Origin of the sequence: Bradyrhizobium sp. F1.4.3 (genome assembly GCF_040548375.1) — a bacterium.
GTDB lineage: Bacteria > Pseudomonadota > Alphaproteobacteria > Rhizobiales > Xanthobacteraceae > Bradyrhizobium.
The window spans coordinates 98,778-118,148 of sequence record NZ_JBEPRN010000005.1 but is presented as its reverse complement, the minus strand read 5'-3'; the positions used below and the strand labels follow the sequence as shown (position 1 = coordinate 118,148).

20 protein-coding genes are annotated in these 19,371 nt (G+C 63.9%); 12 read left to right on the top strand and 8 right to left on the bottom strand.

The genetic code is table 11. The features are described from left to right. Nucleotides 1-32 precede the first annotated feature (32 nt). The 5 genes from ABIB73_RS17010 to ABIB73_RS16990 all read left to right on the top strand — a co-directional run bounded on the left by ABIB73_RS17010 (nt 33) and on the right by ABIB73_RS16990 (nt 4,380). Nucleotides 33-806, top strand: a complete 774-nt coding sequence (locus ABIB73_RS17010) for an HpcH/HpaI aldolase family protein (RefSeq protein WP_354225484.1) — start codon at nt 33-35, stop codon at nt 804-806. 101 nt (nt 807-907) lie between these two features. Next, nucleotides 908-1,291 carry a cupin domain-containing protein gene (locus ABIB73_RS17005; RefSeq protein ID WP_354225483.1) on the top strand — a complete coding sequence of 128 codons (384 nt, stop codon included), beginning with the start codon at nt 908-910 and terminating at the stop codon, nt 1,289-1,291. A 111-nt stretch (nt 1,292-1,402) separates the two neighbouring features. Next, the gene (locus ABIB73_RS17000; RefSeq protein ID WP_354225482.1) at nt 1,403-2,170 is read left to right on the top strand and encodes an acyltransferase; all 768 of its coding nucleotides are present in this window, start codon (nt 1,403-1,405) and stop codon (nt 2,168-2,170) included. Between the two features lie 199 nt (nt 2,171-2,369). Further along, nucleotides 2,370-2,987, top strand: coding sequence for a 30S ribosomal protein S4 (gene rpsD / locus ABIB73_RS16995; RefSeq protein ID WP_354225481.1), 618 nt, complete (start codon nt 2,370-2,372; stop codon nt 2,985-2,987). 325 nt (nt 2,988-3,312) lie between these two features. Beyond that, nucleotides 3,313-4,380, top strand: coding sequence for a threonine aldolase family protein (locus ABIB73_RS16990; RefSeq protein WP_354225480.1), 1,068 nt, complete (start codon nt 3,313-3,315; stop codon nt 4,378-4,380). Here ABIB73_RS16990 and ABIB73_RS16985 read toward each other — a convergent pair whose 3' ends face one another. Genes ABIB73_RS16985 through grxD form a run of 4 tightly spaced genes read right to left on the bottom strand, consistent with a single transcriptional unit; the run spans nt 4,381 to nt 7,859 of the window. Next, nucleotides 4,381-5,643 carry a serine hydrolase domain-containing protein gene (locus ABIB73_RS16985; protein ID WP_354225479.1) on the bottom strand — a complete coding sequence of 421 codons (1,263 nt, stop codon included), beginning with the start codon at nt 5,641-5,643 and terminating at the stop codon, nt 4,381-4,383. A 1-nt stretch (nt 5,644) separates the two neighbouring features. Further along, nucleotides 5,645-6,931 carry a serine hydrolase domain-containing protein gene (locus tag ABIB73_RS16980; RefSeq protein ID WP_354225478.1) on the bottom strand — a complete coding sequence of 429 codons (1,287 nt, stop codon included), beginning with the start codon at nt 6,929-6,931 and terminating at the stop codon, nt 5,645-5,647. 43 nt (nt 6,932-6,974) lie between these two features. Next, entirely contained in the window at nt 6,975-7,529 is a 555-nt protein-coding gene (locus ABIB73_RS16975) for an O-acetyl-ADP-ribose deacetylase (RefSeq protein ID WP_354225477.1), read from the bottom strand. A gap of 3 nt (nt 7,530-7,532) precedes the next feature. Further along, nucleotides 7,533-7,859 carry a Grx4 family monothiol glutaredoxin gene (gene grxD / locus ABIB73_RS16970; protein WP_354225476.1) on the bottom strand — a complete coding sequence of 109 codons (327 nt, stop codon included), beginning with the start codon at nt 7,857-7,859 and terminating at the stop codon, nt 7,533-7,535. Nucleotides 7,860-8,088: 229 nt separating this feature from the next. On the opposite strand from grxD, the gene egtB reads away from it, so the two are divergent. Both egtB and egtD read left to right on the top strand, forming a co-directional pair. Continuing rightward, nucleotides 8,089-9,387, top strand: a complete 1,299-nt coding sequence (egtB, locus tag ABIB73_RS16965; protein ID WP_354225475.1) for an ergothioneine biosynthesis protein EgtB — start codon at nt 8,089-8,091, stop codon at nt 9,385-9,387. A 50-nt stretch (nt 9,388-9,437) separates the two neighbouring features. Continuing rightward, a complete protein-coding gene (gene egtD / locus ABIB73_RS16960) occupies nt 9,438-10,409 on the top strand; it encodes an L-histidine N(alpha)-methyltransferase (protein WP_354225474.1) in 972 nt (323 codons plus the stop codon). A gap of 34 nt (nt 10,410-10,443) precedes the next feature. Here egtD and ABIB73_RS16955 read toward each other — a convergent pair whose 3' ends face one another. Next, a complete protein-coding gene (locus tag ABIB73_RS16955; protein ID WP_354225473.1) occupies nt 10,444-11,637 on the bottom strand; it encodes a low temperature requirement protein A in 1,194 nt (397 codons plus the stop codon). Between the two features lie 41 nt (nt 11,638-11,678). Next, nucleotides 11,679-11,915, bottom strand: a complete 237-nt coding sequence (locus ABIB73_RS16950; protein ID WP_011088461.1) for a BolA family protein — start codon at nt 11,913-11,915, stop codon at nt 11,679-11,681. 194 nt (nt 11,916-12,109) lie between these two features. Here ABIB73_RS16950 and ABIB73_RS16945 point away from each other — a divergent pair, with 194 nt between their 5' ends. Both ABIB73_RS16945 and ABIB73_RS16940 read left to right on the top strand, forming a co-directional pair. Then, the gene (locus ABIB73_RS16945) at nt 12,110-12,469 is read left to right on the top strand and encodes a DUF427 domain-containing protein (protein WP_354225472.1); all 360 of its coding nucleotides are present in this window, start codon (nt 12,110-12,112) and stop codon (nt 12,467-12,469) included. 61 nt (nt 12,470-12,530) lie between these two features. After that, entirely contained in the window at nt 12,531-13,643 is a 1,113-nt protein-coding gene (locus ABIB73_RS16940) for an alpha/beta fold hydrolase (RefSeq protein WP_354225471.1), read from the top strand. 36 nt (nt 13,644-13,679) lie between these two features. Here ABIB73_RS16940 and ABIB73_RS16935 read toward each other — a convergent pair whose 3' ends face one another. After that, a complete protein-coding gene (locus ABIB73_RS16935) occupies nt 13,680-13,853 on the bottom strand; it encodes a DUF1328 domain-containing protein (protein ID WP_083514194.1) in 174 nt (57 codons plus the stop codon). 185 nt (nt 13,854-14,038) lie between these two features. On the opposite strand from ABIB73_RS16935, the gene ABIB73_RS16930 reads away from it, so the two are divergent. Beyond that, on the top strand, nt 14,039-15,226 hold the full coding sequence (locus ABIB73_RS16930; RefSeq protein WP_354225470.1) for an acyltransferase family protein: 1,188 nt from the start codon (nt 14,039-14,041) through the stop codon (nt 15,224-15,226). A 231-nt stretch (nt 15,227-15,457) separates the two neighbouring features. Here the strand turns inward: ABIB73_RS16930 and purL are convergent, their stop codons facing one another. Next, nucleotides 15,458-17,668, bottom strand: coding sequence for a phosphoribosylformylglycinamidine synthase subunit PurL (gene purL / locus ABIB73_RS16925; protein WP_354225469.1), 2,211 nt, complete (start codon nt 17,666-17,668; stop codon nt 15,458-15,460). Nucleotides 17,669-17,851: 183 nt separating this feature from the next. On the opposite strand from purL, the gene ABIB73_RS16920 reads away from it, so the two are divergent. Next, nucleotides 17,852-18,331: a PaaI family thioesterase gene (locus tag ABIB73_RS16920; protein ID WP_354225468.1), complete on the top strand. Its 480-nt coding sequence runs from the start codon at nt 17,852-17,854 to the stop codon at nt 18,329-18,331. Between the two features lie 74 nt (nt 18,332-18,405). After that, a complete protein-coding gene (locus ABIB73_RS16915; RefSeq protein ID WP_354225467.1) occupies nt 18,406-19,371 on the top strand; it encodes a DMT family transporter in 966 nt (321 codons plus the stop codon).

The window sequence follows — 19,371 nt, the reverse complement described above, 5'->3', positions numbered from 1 at the left end:
CGCCGTCGTCATCTCCCCGCAGGTACTTTTCAATGTCGGTCCCCACAACGCCGCTCAACCGTCTCCGCCAATTGTGGCGCGAGGGCCGCCCAGCTTTCGGCGCGATCGCCACGATCCCGAGCGTGCAGACCGTACAGATCATGGCGCGCTCGCTCGACTGGATCATCGTCGATCTCGAGCACGGGCCGATTGGGCTCACCGAAGCGCATGCGATGATCGCCGCCACGACAGGCACGCCATGCACGCCGCTGGTGCGGATCGCCGCGAACGAGCCGTGGCTTGCGAAAGCGCCGATGGATATCGGTGCCTTCGGCATCAACTTCCCAATGATCACCAATCGCGCCGAGGCCGAGAAAGCGGTGCGCAGCGTACGATACCCGCCGCGCGGCGATCGGCTCTGGGGGCCGTTCCACGCGCCGTTCCGCTGGGGCCAGTCGATGCCGGACTATATGGCCGCGGCCGATGACGAGATGATCTGCATGATCACGATCGAGCATGTCGATGCGGTCAACCGCATCGATGAAATCATGGCGACGCCCGGCATTGATGTCGCCGTGATCGGTCCCGGCGATCTCGCCACCTCCATCAACAAGCGCGACCAGATGGACGATCCGGAGCTGGTCGAGTTGGTCGCGCGCGCCGAGGCCGGCATCCTCAAGAGCGGCGTGCCGATCGGCGGCGTGGCCCGCACCGCCGAGCAGGCCAACGCTCTGGTCGACCGCGGCTACCGCGCGATCGCGCTCGGCTTCGACTGGTCGTTGTTCCAGCGCGGCATCATGGCGGCGTTCGAGGGGATCAAGCGCTGAGCGGTCTTAATCATCGAGTCTTGGTCATCGAGTCCTGGTCACCGAGTCTTGCCGGGAACGGAGGCACTGCTAGGCTCAGTCGTTCCAGGGAGGAAACAATCATGCTCAAAAAGACTTTGCTCGCTCTCGCATTCGCCAGTCTCGCCCTTGCGGCCTACGCCCAGCAGCCCGGCATCAAGCGCACCCCGCTCCAGAAGATCGACTTTCCGGAAGGCTACACGACCGTGACCGCGATCGCCGAGGTGCCGCCCGGCGGCGCGGCCGGCCGCCATACTCATCCCGGGGTCGAAACCGGCTATGTGCTGGAGGGCGAGGCCGACCTGCTCGTCGAGGGCCAGCCGGACAAGCATTTGAAGGCGGGTGATTCTTACGTGATCCCGGCTGGCGTCGTGCACGACGCCAAGACCCATGGCGATAAACCACTGAAAATAATGGGTATTTACATCTTCGACAAGACCAAGCCGCTGGCTTCGCCGGCGCCTTGATGATGCGGCGAACCGACTGGCCCCCAAGCGGGTTGGTTCGTGCTAGAGCAGGCGGCGAGCGGGAGATCCCCTCGCCGCACTTTAATTTCAGCCTGCGGGAACCGGAGAACGATGCGCGGTCGACCGAAGAACATTTCGCTGCCGCGCCGCCTGATTGTCGACCTCATGCACGCCTCCATGGGCGTGCCTTTCGTCTCGCTGTCCCGCCCGCTCAATATCCGCCCCCTGCTCGAGGCCCGCGCCGGGGGAGCCGCGACCGCAGGCTGGGCCGCGATGTTCGTCAAAGCCTTCGCGCTGGTTGCCAGGGATGAGCCGATCCTGCGCACGGTCTACGCCAAATGGCCGCGGCCAACGCTCTACGAGTTGCCAAAGAGCGTGGCGCTGGTGGCCGTTGCCCGGGTCGAGGACGGTGAGGAATGCGTGCTGCTGCAGCGAATCGCGGCCCCGGAAGCGCTACTGCTGGCCGAGGTCGACGCCGAGATCCGGCACGCCAAGACAGCGCCGATCGAGGACGTGCCGATGTTCCGCAAGATCATGCGGGCGACCCGCCTGCCGCAGCCGCTGCGGCGGCTGTCCTGGGCGGTCGGACTGAATTTCGGCCGCCAGCGGGGCAACTGGTTCGGCAGTTTCTCGGTGACCTCGGTGGCCGCCTATGGCGGCGGCGAGCTCCATGCCATCACGCCGGGCCCCTTTATCGTCAGCTATGGGGTGGTCGAGGGCGACCAGACCATCCATGTTGTGATCCGCTGGGACCACCGGGTAACCGACGCTGCCCCGATCGCCCGGGTCCTGACCCGGCTGGAACAGGTTCTGAACACTGAAATCGCTGCCGAATTGCGAGCGGCCGGCCCCAAGCCGATCCGAGCCGTAGGAACCTGATTTCGCGGCCATTCGCATTGACAGGACGGCCCAAACTCTCCTAAAAGCCCCCTGCTCGCGGGCCGATTTCGGCCCGCGAAGCGTTTCGCGACCCGTGGTCCTGTCCCTTCAGCTTTGGGGATCGGACCTGTCGGTGCCGGGCCCAGCCCGTCACACAGGAGGGCGCGTTTCCTCAAACCATGAACCTATAGAGGACGCGATGACTAAGCGCAGTGAGGCGAAGTACAAGATCGATCGCCGTATGGGCCAGAACATCTGGGGCCGCCCGAAGAGCCCCGTGAACCGCCGCGAATATGGCCCCGGCCAGCACGGCCAGCGCCGCAAGGGCAAGCTCTCCGACTTCGGCGTGCAGCTCCGCGCCAAGCAGAAGCTGAAGGGCTACTACGCCAACATCAGCGAGCGCCAGTTCCACGGCATCTATGTCGAGGCGAGCCGCCTCAAGGGTGACACCGGCGAGAACCTGATCGGCCTGCTTGAGCGTCGTCTCGACGCGGTCGTGTACCGCGCCAAGTTCGTCTCCACGATCTTCGCCGCGCGCCAGTTCATCAACCACGGCCACGTCAAGGTGAACGGCCGCAAGGTCAACATCTCGAGCTACCAACTCAAGGTCGGCGACGTGATCGAGGTCAAGGAAGCCTCGAAGCAGCTCGCCCATGTGCTGGAAGCCAGCCAGCTCCCCGAGCGCGACATTCCCGACTATCTCGAAGTCGACCACGGCAAGATGACCGCGAAGTATGCGCGCATCCCCGGCCTCTCCGACGTGCCGTTCCCGGTGCAGATGGAGCCCCATCTGGTCGTCGAATTCTATTCGCGCTGATAGTTCGACAAATTGTCGCTCAAAGGCCCCGGTTTCCGGGGCCTTTTTGTTGTGGTATGGGCAATCTCAATGCCTCGAACGACCAACCAACTCGCCAACATTGGACCGTCGGCAATTCCGACCGAAGCGGAGTGCGAGGTATGGGCCACGTTGTCCCGTGACAAACAGGTCAGTCGATATCAAGAGCTGTTCGCACAGCCCAACTGCAACAATTTCACTTCAGACACTCCGGACGACATCCTCGCCGCCGCGCGGCAACGCGTTACCCAGCGCGGTCATGGCTGACTACCGGTTATCGTTGTTCGACTAGAGAATGAGACCCGCCATGCTCTACACTCCTCCCCCCATCGATCCCAAGGCGCCACCGGTGCGCATCAATCTGCTCTCGGACACGCAGACGAAGCCGACGGCTGCGATGCGCGAGGCGATGGCGCGCGCCGAAGTCGGTGACGAGCAGGTCGGTGACGATCCGACCGTCAACGCGCTGTGCGAGCGCGTCGCCGAACTCCTTGGCAAGGAAGCCGCGGTGTACATGCCGTCGGGCACGATGTGCAACGTCACGGCGACGCTGGTGCATTGCCGCCCCGGCGACGAGATCCTGGCGCACGAGAGCGCACACATCATCGCCCGCGAAGGCGGCGCGCATGCCGCAATCGGCGGCTTCCAGGTCACGCAATTGAAGGGACCCGACGGCCAGTTCACACCGGAGACGTTCCGCAAGGCGCTGCACCCGCGCACGCGCTACCAGCCGCCGCAGACGGTCGTCAGTGTCGAGCAGACCGCCAATATCGGCGGCGGCACGATCTGGAAGAAGGCGGCGCTCGACGAGATCGTCGCGATCGCCAAGGCCAACGGCCTCATCACCCACATGGACGGCGCGCGTCTCTTGAACGCCACCGTCGCGAGCGGCATCTCCCCGCGCGACATGACCGCGGGCTGGGATTCGGCCTGGATCGACTTCTCGAAGGGACTGGGCGCGCCGATCGGCGGCGTGCTCGCGGGCTCGCGGGCCTTCATCGACGCGGTCTGGCAGTGGAAGCAGCGCCTCGGCGGCTCGATGCGGCAGGCCGGCGTCTGTGCGGCCGCCTGCATCTACGCGCTCGACCATCACGTCGACCGTCTCGCCGACGACCATGCCAATGCGCGCAGGCTGGCCCGCGGCCTGTCGCAGATCGCAGGCGTCGAGGTGCAGGAGCCCGAGACTAATCTCGTGTTCTTCAAGCCCGACGGTGCCGGCATCGCGGGCGACAAGATGGTCGCCGCACTTCGCCAGCGCAGTGTGACGCTTGCAATGATGGACGGCCGTATCCGCGCCTGCACGCATCTTGATGTGACGGCAAGCCAGATCGAGGAGACGCTGGGCCACGTCCGAGAGATCGTGCGCGGGGCGTAGTCAGCGCCCCATCGCCTGATAGATCAGCGTCTTCAGCGCCAGCTGAATCCGGCCGCGCTGCGACGGGGTCTGCACCATGAAGATCCCGAACAGATCGTCCTCGGGATCGATGAAGAAGAAGGTGCCGCCCACGCCATCCCAGCGATATTCGCCGAGCGGCCACGAGGTGGCCGGCGGCACCGAGGTGCGCACGGCGAAACCGAGGCCGAAACCGGAGGTCCCACCCGGATAATAGTTCTGATCGCGCGCGATCTTGGTCTCCGGTCCGACATGGTCTGACGCCATCAGCGCGATGGTCTCGGGCTTGAGATAGCGCCGGCCTTCATAGCTGCCGCCATTCAGCAGCATCTGCGCGAAGCGGGCGTAGTCGCCGACCGTGCCGACGAGGCCGCCGCCGCCCGATTCCCATTTCAGCGGCCGCCGGGGATCGCGAATCTGCGTCGTCGGACTGATGTTGCGGTCCTCCGGCATCGGCTCGGCAATGCGCGGGAATTTGGCGGGGTCAGTGACATAGAACGCGGTCTCGGTCATGCCGAGCGGATCGAGCAGCCGCTGCTTCTCGAACTGGAGCAGCGTTTTCCCGGAGATCACCTCGACGACGCGGCCGAGCACATCGGTGGAATAGCCGTAGTCCCACACCGTGCCGGGCTGCTCGACCAGGGGAAGCGTGGCGATCTTCGCGACGAAGCCGGCATTGCTGACGTCGCTGTTGAAGAGGTCGACGTCCGCATAAAGCGCGCGCACCGCGCCGCCGCCATAGTAACCGTAGGGCAGCCCCGAAGTATGCCGCATCAGATCCTTGATCGTGACTGGACGGTTGAGGGGCTCCAGCGCCAGCGCGACCTTGCCGTCCTCGGCCTTCTTCTCGACACCGACCTTCATGCCGGCAAAGGCCGGAATGTATTTCGAGACGGGATCGTCGAGCGCGAGCTTGCCCTCCTCGACCAGCATCATCGCCATCACGGAGGTGATCGGCTTCGACATCGAATAGAGCCGGAAGATCGTGTCGGCGCTCATCGAAATCCCGGTCGCGACATCGCGGACGCCAAAATTCTCGCAATAGACCGGCTTGCCGTGCTGCTGGAGCAGCAGGATGGCGCCAGGAAACTTGCCGGTCGCGACCTCGTTCCTGATGTAGTCGGAGACTTTTGCCAGCCCTTCGGGCGAGAGCGCATGCGCGCCACGTCCCTCGGAGCCCGCCTGCGCACCGATCACGCCGAACAGCAGGACGAGCGCCGCGATCAGCGCGCGGCGCCCGGACATGTCACTTCTCCATGGATTCATAGACCAACTGCTTCAACGTCCGCTGCACGCGCTGGCGCTCGGTCGGGGTCTGCTCGAGCAAGACGAAGAACATGTCCTGCTTGGGGTCGATCACGAAATAGCAGCCGGAGGCGCCGTCCCATTTCAATTCGCCGAGATCGCCGGGCGGCGGCGGCTTGGCGTTGCCGGGGTCGGTCCGGACCGCGAGCCCGAGGCCGAAGCCGAAGCCGTCGCCGGGAAAGTAGAAATAATCGCGGTCGACGCCCGAGTTCGGGCCGATCTGATCCGTCGCCATCAGCTTGAACGTCTCAGGCTTGAGGATGGTCTTGCCGTCGAGGCTGCCGCCATTGAGCAGCATCTGCGCAAAACGGGCATAGTCCGCCATGGTGGAGACCATGCCGCCGGAGGCCGACTGCCACTTCTTCACGACGGTCGGATCGTTGATGCGGCCGACCCGGAAATCGCTGTCGTTCGGCACCGGCTGCGCCAGCAGCTTCTGCTTCTCCGGATCAGTGACGAAGAAGCCGGTGTCGACCATGCCGAGCGGGGTCAGCAGCTTCTCCTGCTCGATATCGAGCAGCGGCTTGCCGGCCGCGACCTCCATGACGCGCGCCAGAATGTCGGTGGAATGCCCGTATTGCCAGAGCGCGCCCGGCTGGTTGTGCAGCGGCAGTTTGGCGATGCGCTCGGCGAACTCGGCGAGATCGAAATCGCCGGCGTAGATATTGGCATCGCGATAGGCCTTACGGACCAGGCTGTCGCCGTAGAAGCCATAGGTGACGCCCGAGGTGTGCGTCATCAAATCGTGCACCGTCATCGGCCGGCTCGGTGGCACCAGCTCGAGCGACTTGCTGCCGTCGTCGGCCTTCTTCTCGACGCCGACCTCCACATTGGCGAAGGACGGGATGTATTTCGCGACGGGATCGTCGAGCTTGATCTTGCCGTCCTCGAGCAACTGCATCGCGACCACAGAGGTGATCGCCTTGGTCATCGAGAACAGGCGGAAGATCGTCTTGTCGGTGATCGGCGCCTTGCTGACCACGTCCTGGACGCCGAAGGCTTCGTGATAGACCGGCTTGCCATGCTGCTGGATCAACACGGTCGCGCCGGCGATCTTGCCGGTTGCGACCTCGTTCTTGAAGAACTCGCTGACCTTGGCGAGCTTGTCCTGGTTGAAATGCGCGCCGGCTGGAATTTCGTAAGTGCCCTCCGCCTGCGCCAGCGATATCGCGCCGAACGATACCAGTACGCCGCAGACCAACGAGCAAAGTCCAAAACGTGAAATCATATCCCCTCCCCGGAACGTGAGCCGGCGGAGTGTACTGACCGCGTCAGTCGGCACAAGGGCTGCCGTGCCGCACAAGCGCCTCGACATGGACGTTGGCGCTCGGCTCCGAGAAGCAGCAAAACACCACGCGGGCGACGGATGGCGTGAGCGGCAACGCTTCAATCGTCGTGCGGATCGCAATATCGGCGGCCCGATCGGCAGGAAAGCGGAAAATGCCAGTCGAAATCGCAGGGAATGCCACCGAGGTCAGCTCGTGCTTCCGGCACAGCTCCATCGAGCGGCGATAGCAGGAGGCGAGCAGATCGTCTTCGTCCAGCTTGCCGCCGTTCCAGACTGGCCCGACGGCGTGGATCACATGTGCGGCCTTGAGCCGGTAGCCTTTGGTGATCTTGGCGTCGCCCGTTTTGCAGCCGTGGAGCATGCGGCATTCAGCAACCAGGTCGGGCCCGGCGGCCCGATGGATCGCGCCATCGACGCCGCCTCCGCCAAGGAGCGACGTATTCGCTGCGTTGACGATGGCGTCAACGCTCAGTGTGGTGATGTCAGCGACAATGACCTCGAGCTCAGCGCCACCGATCCGGCGCGTCAGCTGGGTCACGTATCAAGCCGCGACCGCGACGCCCTTCTCGGAGAGGAGCTGCTGCAATTCACCGGCCTGGAACATCTCGCGGATGATGTCGCAGCCGCCGACGAACTCGCCCTTGACGTAGAGCTGGGGAATGGTCGGCCAGTTGGAGAAGGTCTTGATGCCGTTGCGAAGCTCGGCGGATTCGAGAACGTTGAGGCCCTTATAGCCAACGCCGAGGTGGTCGAGGATCTGGACGACCTGGCCGGAGAAACCGCACTGCGGAAATTGCGGCGTGCCCTTCATGAACAGAACCACGTCGTTCGACTTCACTTCGTTGGCGATGAATTCCTCGATGCTCATATCCATGTCCTTCTGGGGCGGAGCCCTCAACAATTGCTTCGGGCCGGCTCAGCCGATCTAACCCGATACTTGGCTATATATGTAGCCCAAACCGTTGTGCATCCAAAGTAAAATGGCGGCGACGAGGTCTGGACGGACAGTCCGGGCCCATGGGCTGATGACACTAATATCATCGCCGGGGAGGACTTTTATCCCGTAACGGGCGCCCTATCTAGGACGAACCTGAGTTTTGGAACCGGGCAACGCCAGCAACGTTCTCTTGTCCTGTCTGGAGAAAAACGTGACGAAACAAGCCTCCGCCACGGCCGTTCCCCCGCTTTCATCACCGTCCTCCGACCCGGGCAACCGCGCCCAACGGCTGGAAGACGCGTTTCTCTTGGTCCGCAACGAGACCGAACGCCGGGCCGCGCCGCTGTCGCCCGAGGACCAGCAGATCCAGTCCATGCCGGATGCGAGCCCGGCGAAATGGCACCGGGCCCACACCACCTGGTTTTGGGAGCAATTCCTGCTCGGCGAGCACTGTCCGAGCTACCAGCCCTTCCACCCCGATTTCGCGTTTCTGTTCAATTCCTATTACGTCAGCGCCGGCCCACGTCATTCCCGGAATCATCGCGGTGACATCACCCGGCCGAGTGCCGATCAGGTCGGCGCCTATCGTCGACACGTCGACGCGGCGGTCGTGAAATTCTTCCGCGAGGCCGGCGCGGACAAGCTCGGAGCCATCGCGCCACTGGTCGAGGTCGGGCTCAACCATGAGCAGCAGCATCAGGAATTGATGTTTACCGACATCCTGCATGCGTTTGCGCAAAATCCGATCCCGCCGGCCTACGATCCGGACTGGCGTTTCCCGGCCTCGACGCGAACAGCTGAGGACTGGCTGACGCTGAACGAGGGCATTCATACCGTCGGCCATGTCGACGACAGCTTTCATTTCGACAACGAGAAGCCCGCGCATCGTGCTCTCATCGGCCCGGTCGGGCTTGCACGCAATCTCGTCACCAACGGCGAATGGCTCGCTTTCATGCGCGACGGCGGCTACCGGACCGCAACTCTGTGGCTGATGGACGGCTTTGCCACCGTGAACAACGAGGGCTGGGATGCTCCGGGCCATTGGCGCGAGATCGATGGCCAGTGGCACGTGATGACGCTCGCCGGCCTCAAGCCGGTCGATCCCGATGCACCGGTCTGCCACGTCAGCTACTACGAGGCCGACGCGTTCGCGCGCTGGGCCGGAAAACATCTGCCGACGGAGATGGAATGGGAGGTCGCCGCGCGCGCCGGACAGCTCAACGACGCCTTCGGCATCGTCTGGCAGTGGACCCGCAGCTCATACTCGCCCTATCCCGGCTACCGCGCGATCGAGGGCGCGCTCGGCGAGTACAACGGCAAGTTCATGGTCAACCAGCTGGTGCTGCGCGGCTCCTCGCTGGCGACGCCGGACGGTCACAGCCGCGTCACATATCGCAACTTCTTCTATCCGCACCATCGTTGGCAATTCACGGGCTTGCGGCTCGCCGATTATTACTAGTTCTCATCCGACGACAAATGCGCGCCGGACAGCGCGTTCAGGAGAGTATCATGAATGTGCACGCTAGCGCTTTGGCCGAAGCCCATCTTCCCGACGAGCAGACCACCGCCTTTGCCCGCGAGGCCATCGAGGACCTGTCGCAGCAGCCGAAAAAGCTGTCGCCGAAATATTTCTACGACGCGACCGGATCTGAGCTGTTCGAGGCGATCACGCGCCTGCCGGAATATTATCCGACACGCACCGAGCTTGCGATCCTGAAGGAGCGCGGCAGCGAGATCGCAAAAATCATTCCGGCGCATGCGGCGCTGGTCGAATTCGGCGCCGGCGCGACAACGAAGGTCCGCCTGCTGCTGAGCCATTGCAAATTCGCAGCCTATGTCCCCGTCGACATCTCCGGCGATTTCCTCAAGGCGCAGGCGAGCGGGCTCAAGCGGGACTTCTCCTCGCTCGGCATCTATCCGGTCGCAGCCGACTTCACCACGCCGTTCGAGCTGCCTAAGGCGGTCGCCTCACAGCCCAAGGTCGGCTTCTTCCCCGGCTCGACCATCGGCAATTTCGAGCCGGAGCAGGCCCAGGCCTTCCTGAAGAGCGCTCGCGCGATTCTAGGACGGGGAGCGCAAATGATCATCGGCGCCGACCTCGAAAAGGAGGAGCGCGTTCTGCACGATGCCTACAACGATACGGCCGGCGTCACCGCCCGCTTCAACCTCAACGTGCTCGTCCGCATCAACCGCGAGCTCGGCGGCAATTTCGACCTCTCCGCCTTCACCCATCGCGCGATCTACAATCGCGAGCGGCACCGCATCGAGATGCATCTGATCAGCAAGAAGAGCCAGACGGTTCGCATGCTGGGCACGAGCTTCTCATTCCGGGCCGGCGAGAGCATCCACACCGAGAACAGCTATAAATACAGCCTCGAGCGTTTCGCCGCGCTGGCGCAAGGCGCCGGCTGGCGGATGCGGGAAAGCTGGACGGATGCGGCGAAGATGTTTTCGGTGCACGCGCTGGAGGTTGCGGAGTAAGCACTCCGGCGGGCCGGCTCATTCGGCCGGCGGTTCAATGGTCTTCCGCCTCTTCCGGCTTCGATCCCAGCGACATCGACTCCCACACCGCGACCATGATCATGATCACGGTCGTCGCGATCGAGAGCCACAGCGGCGAAAGATCCGCCGCAAACCAGCTCAGCGCCAGAAGCAGGATGATGCCGATGCCGTGCGAGAGCTGGAGGAAGCCGCGGATCGAGTGCTTGAACAGGATGGTGCCGACCAGGAACACCAGCGGTCCGCCGATCGTGCTCACGATCGTCCTGACATCGGAATGTCCCGTTGGATGCTTCAGCACCAACTCGTCCGAGACCGCGGTCAGGATGATGCCGGCGACGATCGGCATGTGCAGATAGGTGTAGGCGAGCCGCGCCACCCGGCCGGACTCGGCGGCCCTCGAGATCACCTCCGAGCCGGCCTCCGCGCCCTTGTGGAAATAGATCCACCACATCGCGATGCTGCCGACCAGCGCCGAGAGGAAGGCGAGGATGTTGTTGGCGGTCCAGTCCAGCTCGGCGAAGGTCGCGCCATTGACGACGACGGCCTCACCGAGCGCGATGATGATGAAGCCGGCGCAGCGCTCGGCCATGTGGCCGCCTTCGACGGCCCAGGCCTCGACCGACGAGAACCCCAGCTTCGGCACCCAGAAGCGAACCGCCGGCGAAACGTATTCGATCGTCAACGCCACGATCCAGAACCACAGCCTCTCCTCCCCGTGCGCCAGACCGCCGAGGATCCAGAAGATTGCGGAGCCGCAGAGCCAGACCAGGATACGGATCGCGTTGTGCCGCACCTCCGTGCGCTGGCGCGGGGTTGCGAACAGCCAGAAGGCGGTGCGTCCGACCTGCATGGCCGCATAGGCGATGGCAAACCACAGGCCTCGGCCATCAAAAGCGGTCGGAATCGTCGTCGACAGCACGAGGCCGCCCAGCATCATCAGGAAGATCAGGATGCGGACCGGCGTCAGGTCGGGATTGAGCCAGTTCGTGACCCAGGCGGTGTAGACCCACACCCACCACACCGCGAGAAACAGCAGTGTGACCTCGATCGCGCCGAGCGGCGTGAAGTGGTGCAGCAACGCGTGCGAAACCTGGGTGACCGCAAAGACGATGACGAGGTCGAAGAACAGCTCGGCATTGGTGACGCGGCTGTGCTGGTTCGGCAGGATGACGCGAAACATCGCGCCGCGAGGATTGTCCGCAGCCATCGTTGTCCCCCGTCGCGCGATCAGATCAGGTGCTCGTCAGATCAGGTGCCCGGCACCCCGGTTTGCAGCGCCAGCGCGTGCAGCACGCCGCCCATCTGGCCGCGCAGCGACTGGTAGACGATCTGGTGCTGCTGGACGCGGGACTTGCCGCGGAAGGATTCCGAGATCACGGTCGCGGCATAGTGGTCGCCATCGCCGGCAAGGTCACGGATCGTCACCTCGGCATCGGGGATCGCTGCCTTGATCATCGCCTCGATATCGTGGGCGTCCATTGGCATTCGGGTCTCGCTCCTTCTCGGCTTCGAACCAGCCTCGTCGTCGAATCGCTGCCGGGGTCCCCGGACCGGCAGGGCCAAACTTAGCGTGAACGGCCTTCTACGTCACGCCTTGAGGCACTATATCCCTGATCCCATCAGGATAAAGGCACGACAAAGTGCCGCGCGCGGCAGATCGATCGAAAAGGCGTGAAATCATGAAGCTTCCAGGGCCCGACCACCCCATCACCATCACCCAAAACCCCCGCCGCGTCCGCGTCACGGCCGGCGATATCGTGCTCGCCGAGACCAGCAAGGCGCTGACCCTGAAGGAGGCCAAATATCCGGCGGTGCAATATGTGCCGCGGGAAGATGCCAATATGGCGCTGCTGGAGCGCACCGAGCGCACCACCCATTGCCCCTACAAGGGGGACGCCAGCTATTACAGCATCAAGGCCGACGGCAAGACACTCGACAACGCGATCTGGACCTACGAGACACCCTTCCCCGCGATGACGGAGATTTCCGGGCACCTCGCGTTTTATCCGGACAAGGTGAAAATCGAGGAAATGGGGTAGGCTCACGGGGTTAATGGCGCCGGGGCGATCGCGGATCGCCTCAGCCGACACAAGGCCCAAGATGCCGCGCAAGGCCGCAAGACTGATTGGGGTCTCGTTGCTGGGCGTAGCCGGCGTCCTCGTTGTGGCGGCCGCCGCCGGACTGAGTTTTCGTGCCTATCGCCAACATCTTGCTGTGGACATTCTCGCCATCCGCTCACCCAGGGGGGTGCAGGAGGGAGAGTTCGTCGACATCGGCGGCATCAAGCAATGGATTCAAATCCGCGGCGAGGATCGGGACAACCCGGTTCTCCTGTTCGTTCACGGCGGGCCCGGAGGCTCCACCTTGCCGATCTCGTCGGGCTGGCGCCCCTGGGAAAAGCATTTCACCGTCGTGCAGTGGGATCAGCGCGGCACCGGTCGCACTTATGGCGCGGCTGGAGACACGCTCGCGCCAACCATGACGTTGGAGCGGATGGCACAGGATGGCGTCGAGCTGGTCGAGTATCTGCGAACCCATCTGCACAAGGACAAAATTGTTCTGGTCGGGCATTCCTGGGGCTCGTTTCTGGGCATTCACATCGTCAAGCAGCGCCCCGATCTGTTTTATGCTTATGTCGGCACTGGACAAGTGGTCGGCAGGGTGACGTTCGAGAAGCAATTCGAGATCACGATCGCGCATCTGCAAGCGTTGGCGCAGTCCGCTGGCAACAGCGAGGCCCAAGCGGAATTGGCGCCAATCGTCGCGCGACCTCTGATCAGTCCACAAAATCGACTGGTTGCGGACAAGTGGAGCAAAGCTCTGGGGCTACCCTCCATAGAGAGCGTCCAGTTGGCGGGTCCCGTCCCACCCCCGTTCATGCCGGATTTCTCGCTGCTGGACTGGTACAACTGGCGTAAAGGCATGGCCTTCTCCGCAAAATATCTGCGCGGACGAGAGGGCCCCATGTTTAAGCGCGACGTCGCCTCGCTGGGACTCGCGTTTCCGATGCCGGTGATCTTCATCGAGGGCGATGCGGACTACAACACACCGAGTGGGCCGGCCGAACAACTCTTCAATCAGATCACGGCCCCGCATAAGGAATTTGTCTGGGTGCGCGGGGGGAGTCATTTCATTCCGTTCGATCGTCCCGACGAGTTCTTGGCGGAGCTGGTCACCCACGTGAGACCGTTCGCACGTGACCGGCCAGTCTGAGAGCCAGCACGTCATTTCAAATCTCCCGTCTGCCTGCTACGCCCTGAAGACCGTGAGCCCAAGTATCAGCAGTACCAGGAAGATCACGACGAAGACGTAGAACAGGAAGCGGGCGATGTCGGCGGAGGCGGCCGAGATGCCGGTGAACCCGAGCACACCTGCCACGATCGAGATCAGCAGGAAGATCAGCGCCCATTTCAAGATCGTCATCGTCAGCTCCGCGACAATGGCGACCGCGATCCGCGGTCCCTCACCCATTTCCGGAACGCTAACTGCGTTGTGTGGAACTGGTTCCTAAACGCACGACAGAAGGTTTTCGCGGCACAAACTGCCCTTGCTGAATCGGGTTCCCGGCGGCAGAGTCCCGCCGGGAGAGAAACGCGACCGGGGCGGCCATGATCACGATGTCACATTCTGCAACGCTGGGTGCAGAGGCTCACGCCGCGCCAAAAGCTAAGGCGCGCAATCTGTCGCTCGACCGTGCCCGCACCTTCCTGACGCTGGTGGTGCTGCTGCACCACTCTGTCATTCCCTACACCTATTTCGGCCACACCGATCCGGCGTCCTGGATCGGCTTCGACATCGTCGTGCTTGCCACCGACAGCTTCTTCATGGCGATGTTCTTCTTCCTGTCGGGCCTGTTCACCTGGCCCGGCATCGCGCGCAAGGCGCCGTCGGTCTTCCTGCGCGATCGCCTCTTGCGGCTCGGATTGCCGTTCGCGATCGCGGCCTTCACCGTCATTCCGCTCGCCTATTACGCGATCGCGCTGCGGCAGGATCCCGAACTGACCTTCGCGGCATTCTGGTGGAAGACGATCACCGTTGGCCCGTGGCCAAGCGGTCCGATCTGGTTCGTGTGGGTGCTGCTGGCATTCGACCTCACCGCCAGCTTGCTCTACCGGGTCTCCGCGCATCTGGTCGATCCGGTCAACCGCGTTTCGCTGCGCGGGTTTGACCAGCCGGCGGCATTCTGGCTGCTGCTCGTCGTCGTCACGGCCATCGTCTACGTACCGGCACTGCTCTATTTCGGCGGCAACCGATGGTTCGAGTTCGGGCCGTTCTCGGTGCAGGCAAGCCGCATCCTGCTCTACTTCGCCTATTTCTTTATCGGCGTCAGCGTCGGTGCGGCGAATTTCGATCGCGGTATCCTCAGCGCCGACGGCCAATTGCCGAAGAGCCGCTGGCTATGGCTGATCGCAACGCTGATCCCCTACTGCCTGATGTGGGGCATGATCTACGTCAAGCGCGAAATCCTCGGCAATCCCGACGTGCAGCCGCACTGGTATCAGGCAATCTACGGCACGTTCTTCGTACTGTTCTCAGGCTCGATCCTGCTCGCGATCCTCGCCTTCTTCCTGCATTCGAAGGCGCCGGCGCCGACCCTGCTCGACCGCATGCAGGCGGATGCCTATGGCATGTTCCTGGTGCATTATCCGATCGCGCTGTGGATCCAGTACGCGCTGTTCGACTACGGGTGGCCTGCGATCGTGAAGGCCGCGATCGGCTTCGTGCTCACGGTGATCCTCAGTTGGGGCCTGACGGCGGCGTTACGGAAGATTCCGGGCGCCTCGCACGTGCTGTGAGGGCGTGAACTCTCGAAGCCCGGATGGAGCCTGCCACATTCACCGCCGTCATCCTGAGCTGCGAACCTTGCGATGCATTTGCATCGCAAGGTGAAGCCTCGAAGGATGGGCCGCACGCGCTTGCAGCCCATCCTTCGAGGCGCGCAAGGGCGCGCAGCTCAGGATGACGGTTGAGCTTGCGGCAACGAAGAATCGTAGTCCGCATGGAGCCAACGGATCTGAGAAAGCGACCTACGCCGCCTTCCCGCCCATATACTCCGGCAGCCAGCGTTCAAAAGAAGCCCGCAGCGTATCGATCGCAACCGGCGCCTCGGCGGCAATCGCAATCGCATCACCGCCTGTGGTGCCGATACGCACGCAAGGCACCTCGCAGCCGCGCATCTTGGCGAGCACGCGGCCGGCTTCCGTTTCTGGCACGGTGACGAGATAGCGCGCCTGGTCCTCGCCGAACCAATAGGCCTGCGAGACGAGCGCGCCAGGTGCAGCGAGCAGCTTCGCGCCGATGCCGCTGGCCATCGCCATCTCGGCCAATGCGACCAGCAGGCCGCCATCGGAGAGATCGTGCGCGGCGGTGGCGGTGCCCGCATGGATCATGCCGCGCACACAATCGCCGTTGCGCTTCTCGGCGGCGAGATCGACCGGCGGCGGGGCGCCCTCCTCGCGACCGCAGATGTCGCGCAAATAGACGGACTGGCCGAGCCAGCCATGGGTCTCGCCGATCAGCAGGATCGCCTCGCCCTCGGCCTTGAAGGCGAGCGAGGCCGACTTGGTGAAGTCGTCGAGCAGGCCGACACCGCCGATCGAGGGCGTCGGCAAAATCGCTCGGCCGTTGGTCTCGTTGTAGAGCGAGACATTGCCGGACACGACCGGGAAGTCGAGCGTGCGGCAGGCGTCCGAAATGCCCTTCAGGCAACCGACGAACTGGCCCATGATCTCGGGCCGCTCCGGATTGCCGAAGTTGAGATTGTCGGTGATCGCGAGCGGCTTGCCGCCGACGGCCGTGATGTTGCGCCAGGCTTCCGCCACGGCCTGCATTCCGCCTTGATAGGGATCAGCCTCGCAATAGCGCGGCGTGACGTCGACGGTCAGCGCCAGTCCCTTCGGCCCGTCCTGCACACGCACGACGGCGGCATCGCCGCCGGGGCGCTGCATGGTGTTGCCGAGGATGACGTGGTCATACTGCTCCCAGACCCAGCGCTTGCTGCACATGTCGGGCGTGCCGATCAGCTTCTCCAGTGCTGCACCGACGCCCATCGGCGCCGGCACCTCGCGGGCGTGCACGATCGGCAGCGCGGCGGAGGGGACGTGCGGCCGGTCATAGAGCGGCGCCTCGTCGCCGAGCTCCTTGATCGGCAGGTCGGCCATGACGTCGCCGCCATGCTTGACCACGAAACGCTTGCTCGGCGTGGTGTAGCCGACGACGGCGAAATCGAGCCCCCACTTCTTGAAGATCGCCTCGGCTTCCTTCTCCTTCTCGGGCTTGAGCACCATGAGCATGCGCTCCTGGCTTTCCGAGAGCATCATCTCGTAGGCGCTCATGCCGGTCTCACGGGTCGGCACCGCATCGAGATCGAGGTCGACGCCGAGGTCGCCCTTGGCGCCCATCTCGACCGCCGAGCAGGTCAGGCCGGCCGCGCCCATGTCCTGGATCGCGATGACGCAGCCCTTCTCCATGATCTCGAGGCAGGCCTCGAGCAGCAGCTTCTCGGCGAAGGGATCGCCGACCTGCACGGTCGGGCGCTTCTCCTCGGACTTGTCGTCGAACTCGGCCGAGGCCATCGAGGCGCCGTGAATGCCGTCGCGGCCCGTCTTGGAGCCGAGATAGACGATCGGCATGTTCACGCCGGAGGCGGCGGCATAGAAGATCTTGTCGGTACCCGCGAGGCCGACGGCCATCGCGTTGACGAGGATGTTGCCGTCATAGCGGGTGTGGAAGCGCATCTGGCCGCCGACCGTCGGCACGCCGAAGGAATTGCCGTAGCCGCCGACGCCTGCGACCACGCCGGAGACGAGATGCCGCGTCCTGGCATGCTCCGGCGCGCCAAAACTCAGCGCGTTCAGACAGGCGATCGGACGCGCGCCCATGGTGAAGACGTCGCGCAAAATGCCGCCGACGCCGGTAGTCGCGCCCTGGTACGGCTCGATGTAGCTCGGGTGGTTGTGGCTCTCCATCTTGAAGACCACGGCCTGGCCGTCGCCGATGTCGATCACCCCGGCGTTCTCGCCCGGGCCCTGGATCACCCAGGGCGCCTTGGTCGGCAGGCCGCGCAAATGGATGCGCGAGGATTTGTACGAGCAGTGCTCGTTCCACATCGCCGAGAAGATGCCGAGCTCGGTGAAGGTCGGCTCCCGCCCGATCAGCTTCAGGATGCGCTCATACTCATCGGGCTTGAGCCCGTGGGCGGCAACCAGCTCGGGTGTGATCTTGGGTTCGTTCTTCATGGATTCGGGGCTTTCGGCGGCGGTTGGCCGTTCTTAGGAACATCGGGCGGCTTGGAAAAGCCCTTTATGGCGCATTTTCCCGCTGTCCCACGTTTTGCGGCCGAGGCGTGCGGGAACGGGAATTGCACGGCGCGGACGGATCGGATTTAAGGGCTCAAGACCCGCAATTGAAGGCCCATTTCCTTGCACGAATTGACCAAAACGGCCCCTTCCCAGCGCCCTGACCTGCATGTTGCCACCGAAGGGGAATTCAAGGGGTGGCAGACCTGGATCCGCGACAGCTTTGAGAACCATATCGGCCCCTTCTGGCACCGCCTGGAGACGGACGGCAGCGTCCGCTGCGCCTTCCGGGTCGAGAAAAAGCACCTGAACGGCTCGGGGAACGTCCATGGCGGCTGCTTCATGGCCTTCGCCGACTACTGCCTGTTCGCGATCGGCCGCAATGCGCTGAACAGCCGGGGCGTGACCGTCAATTTCGCCTGCGAATTCCTCGATGCGGGGCAAGAGGGCGATTTGATCGAGTGCACCGGCGAGGTCACCCGCGCCGGCGGCTCGCTGATCTTCCTGCGCGGGCAGATGGCCTCCGGCGAGCGCCGGCTGTTCACCTTCTCCGGCACGATCAAGCGGGTGAAGCGGAAGCCGCTCTCTCAGCCAAACGCATAGCTCGGCGCCTTCCCTTTTGGCGTCCCCTCGCCCAGAGTTGGGCAAGCGCTGTCGCGCCGGGGAGCAAGACCAAGGTGCCGCAGAGCACATCGCCGACGGGTCGCACGGCGGCTGACGTACCGACGCCGCTATCGTCCATCGCCGCCACCGGCGCGCGCAACTGGCGCGACTATGCGCTCTTGTTCGCGCTCGCCTGCTGCTGGAGCTCCACCTATCCGCTGGCCAAGCTCGCTTTGGACACGATCCCGCCGATCACCTTCATCTCGGCACGCTCGCTGATCGCGGCCGCCTTCCTGTTCGCGATCCTGTGGATGCGCGGCGTCAGGATCCCGACCGACGCAAAGGCCTGGAAGCTGTTCGCGGTCCAGCAATTGATCAACTCGACCTTTCCGTTCCTGATCATCACCTGGTCGCAGCAATATGTGCCGGCGTCGAACACGGTGGTGCTGGCCTCGACCACGCCGATCTTCGCCTTCCTGATCACCTCGCTGATCACCCGGCATGAGCCGGCGACGCTGTTGAAGCTCGCCGGCGCGACCCTCGGCCTCGCCGGCACAATCGTCATCGTCGGCCTCGATGCGCTGCGCGGCTTCGGTAGCGAGATCGTGGCCGAGATCGCGATCCTGCTTGCCACCGTCTCCTTTGCCTGCGCCACGATCTTCGGCCTGCGGCTGTCGGAGTACGACCCGATGGTGGTGGCGGCCGGCTCTCTGTTGTTCGGCGGCCTCGTGCTGCTGCCACCTTCGCTGATCATCGACCAGCCCTGGACGCTGCACCCGACGCCAACGGCGATCACAGCCACCATCGTGATGGGGATTGTCTCCAGCGCCTTGGGGCTAATGCTGTTCTACATGTGCCTGGGACGGCTAGGCACGCTGACCACCAACGCACAAGGGTACTTGCGCATCCCGATCGGCGTCGGCCTCTCCATACTGCTGCTCGGCGAGAGTGTGCCGTCGAACCTGGCGCTGGGCCTGCTGCTGGTCATGGCCGGCGTCGCCGCGATGACGGTGCCGGCGGAACGGTTGAAGCTGCGATAG

Excerpts from the sequence above, each read along its gene's own strand:
- ABIB73_RS17010 (WP_354225484.1), top strand. The coding sequence starts at position 33 with ATGTCGGTCCCCACAACGCCGCTCAACCGTCTCCGCCAATTGTGGCGC.
- ABIB73_RS17005 (WP_354225483.1), top strand. The coding sequence starts at position 908 with ATGCTCAAAAAGACTTTGCTCGCTCTCGCATTCGCCAGTCTCGCCCTT.
- ABIB73_RS17000 (WP_354225482.1), top strand. The coding sequence starts at position 1,403 with ATGCGCGGTCGACCGAAGAACATTTCGCTGCCGCGCCGCCTGATTGTC.
- rpsD (WP_354225481.1), top strand. The coding sequence starts at position 2,370 with ATGACTAAGCGCAGTGAGGCGAAGTACAAGATCGATCGCCGTATGGGC.
- ABIB73_RS16990 (WP_354225480.1), top strand. The coding sequence starts at position 3,313 with ATGCTCTACACTCCTCCCCCCATCGATCCCAAGGCGCCACCGGTGCGC.
- ABIB73_RS16985 (WP_354225479.1), bottom strand. The coding sequence starts at position 5,643 with ATGTCCGGGCGCCGCGCGCTGATCGCGGCGCTCGTCCTGCTGTTCGGC.
- ABIB73_RS16980 (WP_354225478.1), bottom strand. The coding sequence starts at position 6,931 with ATGATTTCACGTTTTGGACTTTGCTCGTTGGTCTGCGGCGTACTGGTA.
- grxD (WP_354225476.1), bottom strand. The coding sequence starts at position 7,859 with ATGAGCATCGAGGAATTCATCGCCAACGAAGTGAAGTCGAACGACGTG.
- egtD (WP_354225474.1), top strand. The coding sequence starts at position 9,438 with ATGAATGTGCACGCTAGCGCTTTGGCCGAAGCCCATCTTCCCGACGAG.
- ABIB73_RS16955 (WP_354225473.1), bottom strand. The coding sequence starts at position 11,637 with ATGGCTGCGGACAATCCTCGCGGCGCGATGTTTCGCGTCATCCTGCCG.
- ABIB73_RS16950 (WP_011088461.1), bottom strand. The coding sequence starts at position 11,915 with ATGCCAATGGACGCCCACGATATCGAGGCGATGATCAAGGCAGCGATC.
- ABIB73_RS16945 (WP_354225472.1), top strand. The coding sequence starts at position 12,110 with ATGAAGCTTCCAGGGCCCGACCACCCCATCACCATCACCCAAAACCCC.
- ABIB73_RS16940 (WP_354225471.1), top strand. The coding sequence starts at position 12,531 with ATGCCGCGCAAGGCCGCAAGACTGATTGGGGTCTCGTTGCTGGGCGTA.
- ABIB73_RS16935 (WP_083514194.1), bottom strand. The coding sequence starts at position 13,853 with ATGACGATCTTGAAATGGGCGCTGATCTTCCTGCTGATCTCGATCGTG.
- ABIB73_RS16930 (WP_354225470.1), top strand. The coding sequence starts at position 14,039 with ATGATCACGATGTCACATTCTGCAACGCTGGGTGCAGAGGCTCACGCC.
- purL (WP_354225469.1), bottom strand. The coding sequence starts at position 17,668 with ATGAAGAACGAACCCAAGATCACACCCGAGCTGGTTGCCGCCCACGGG.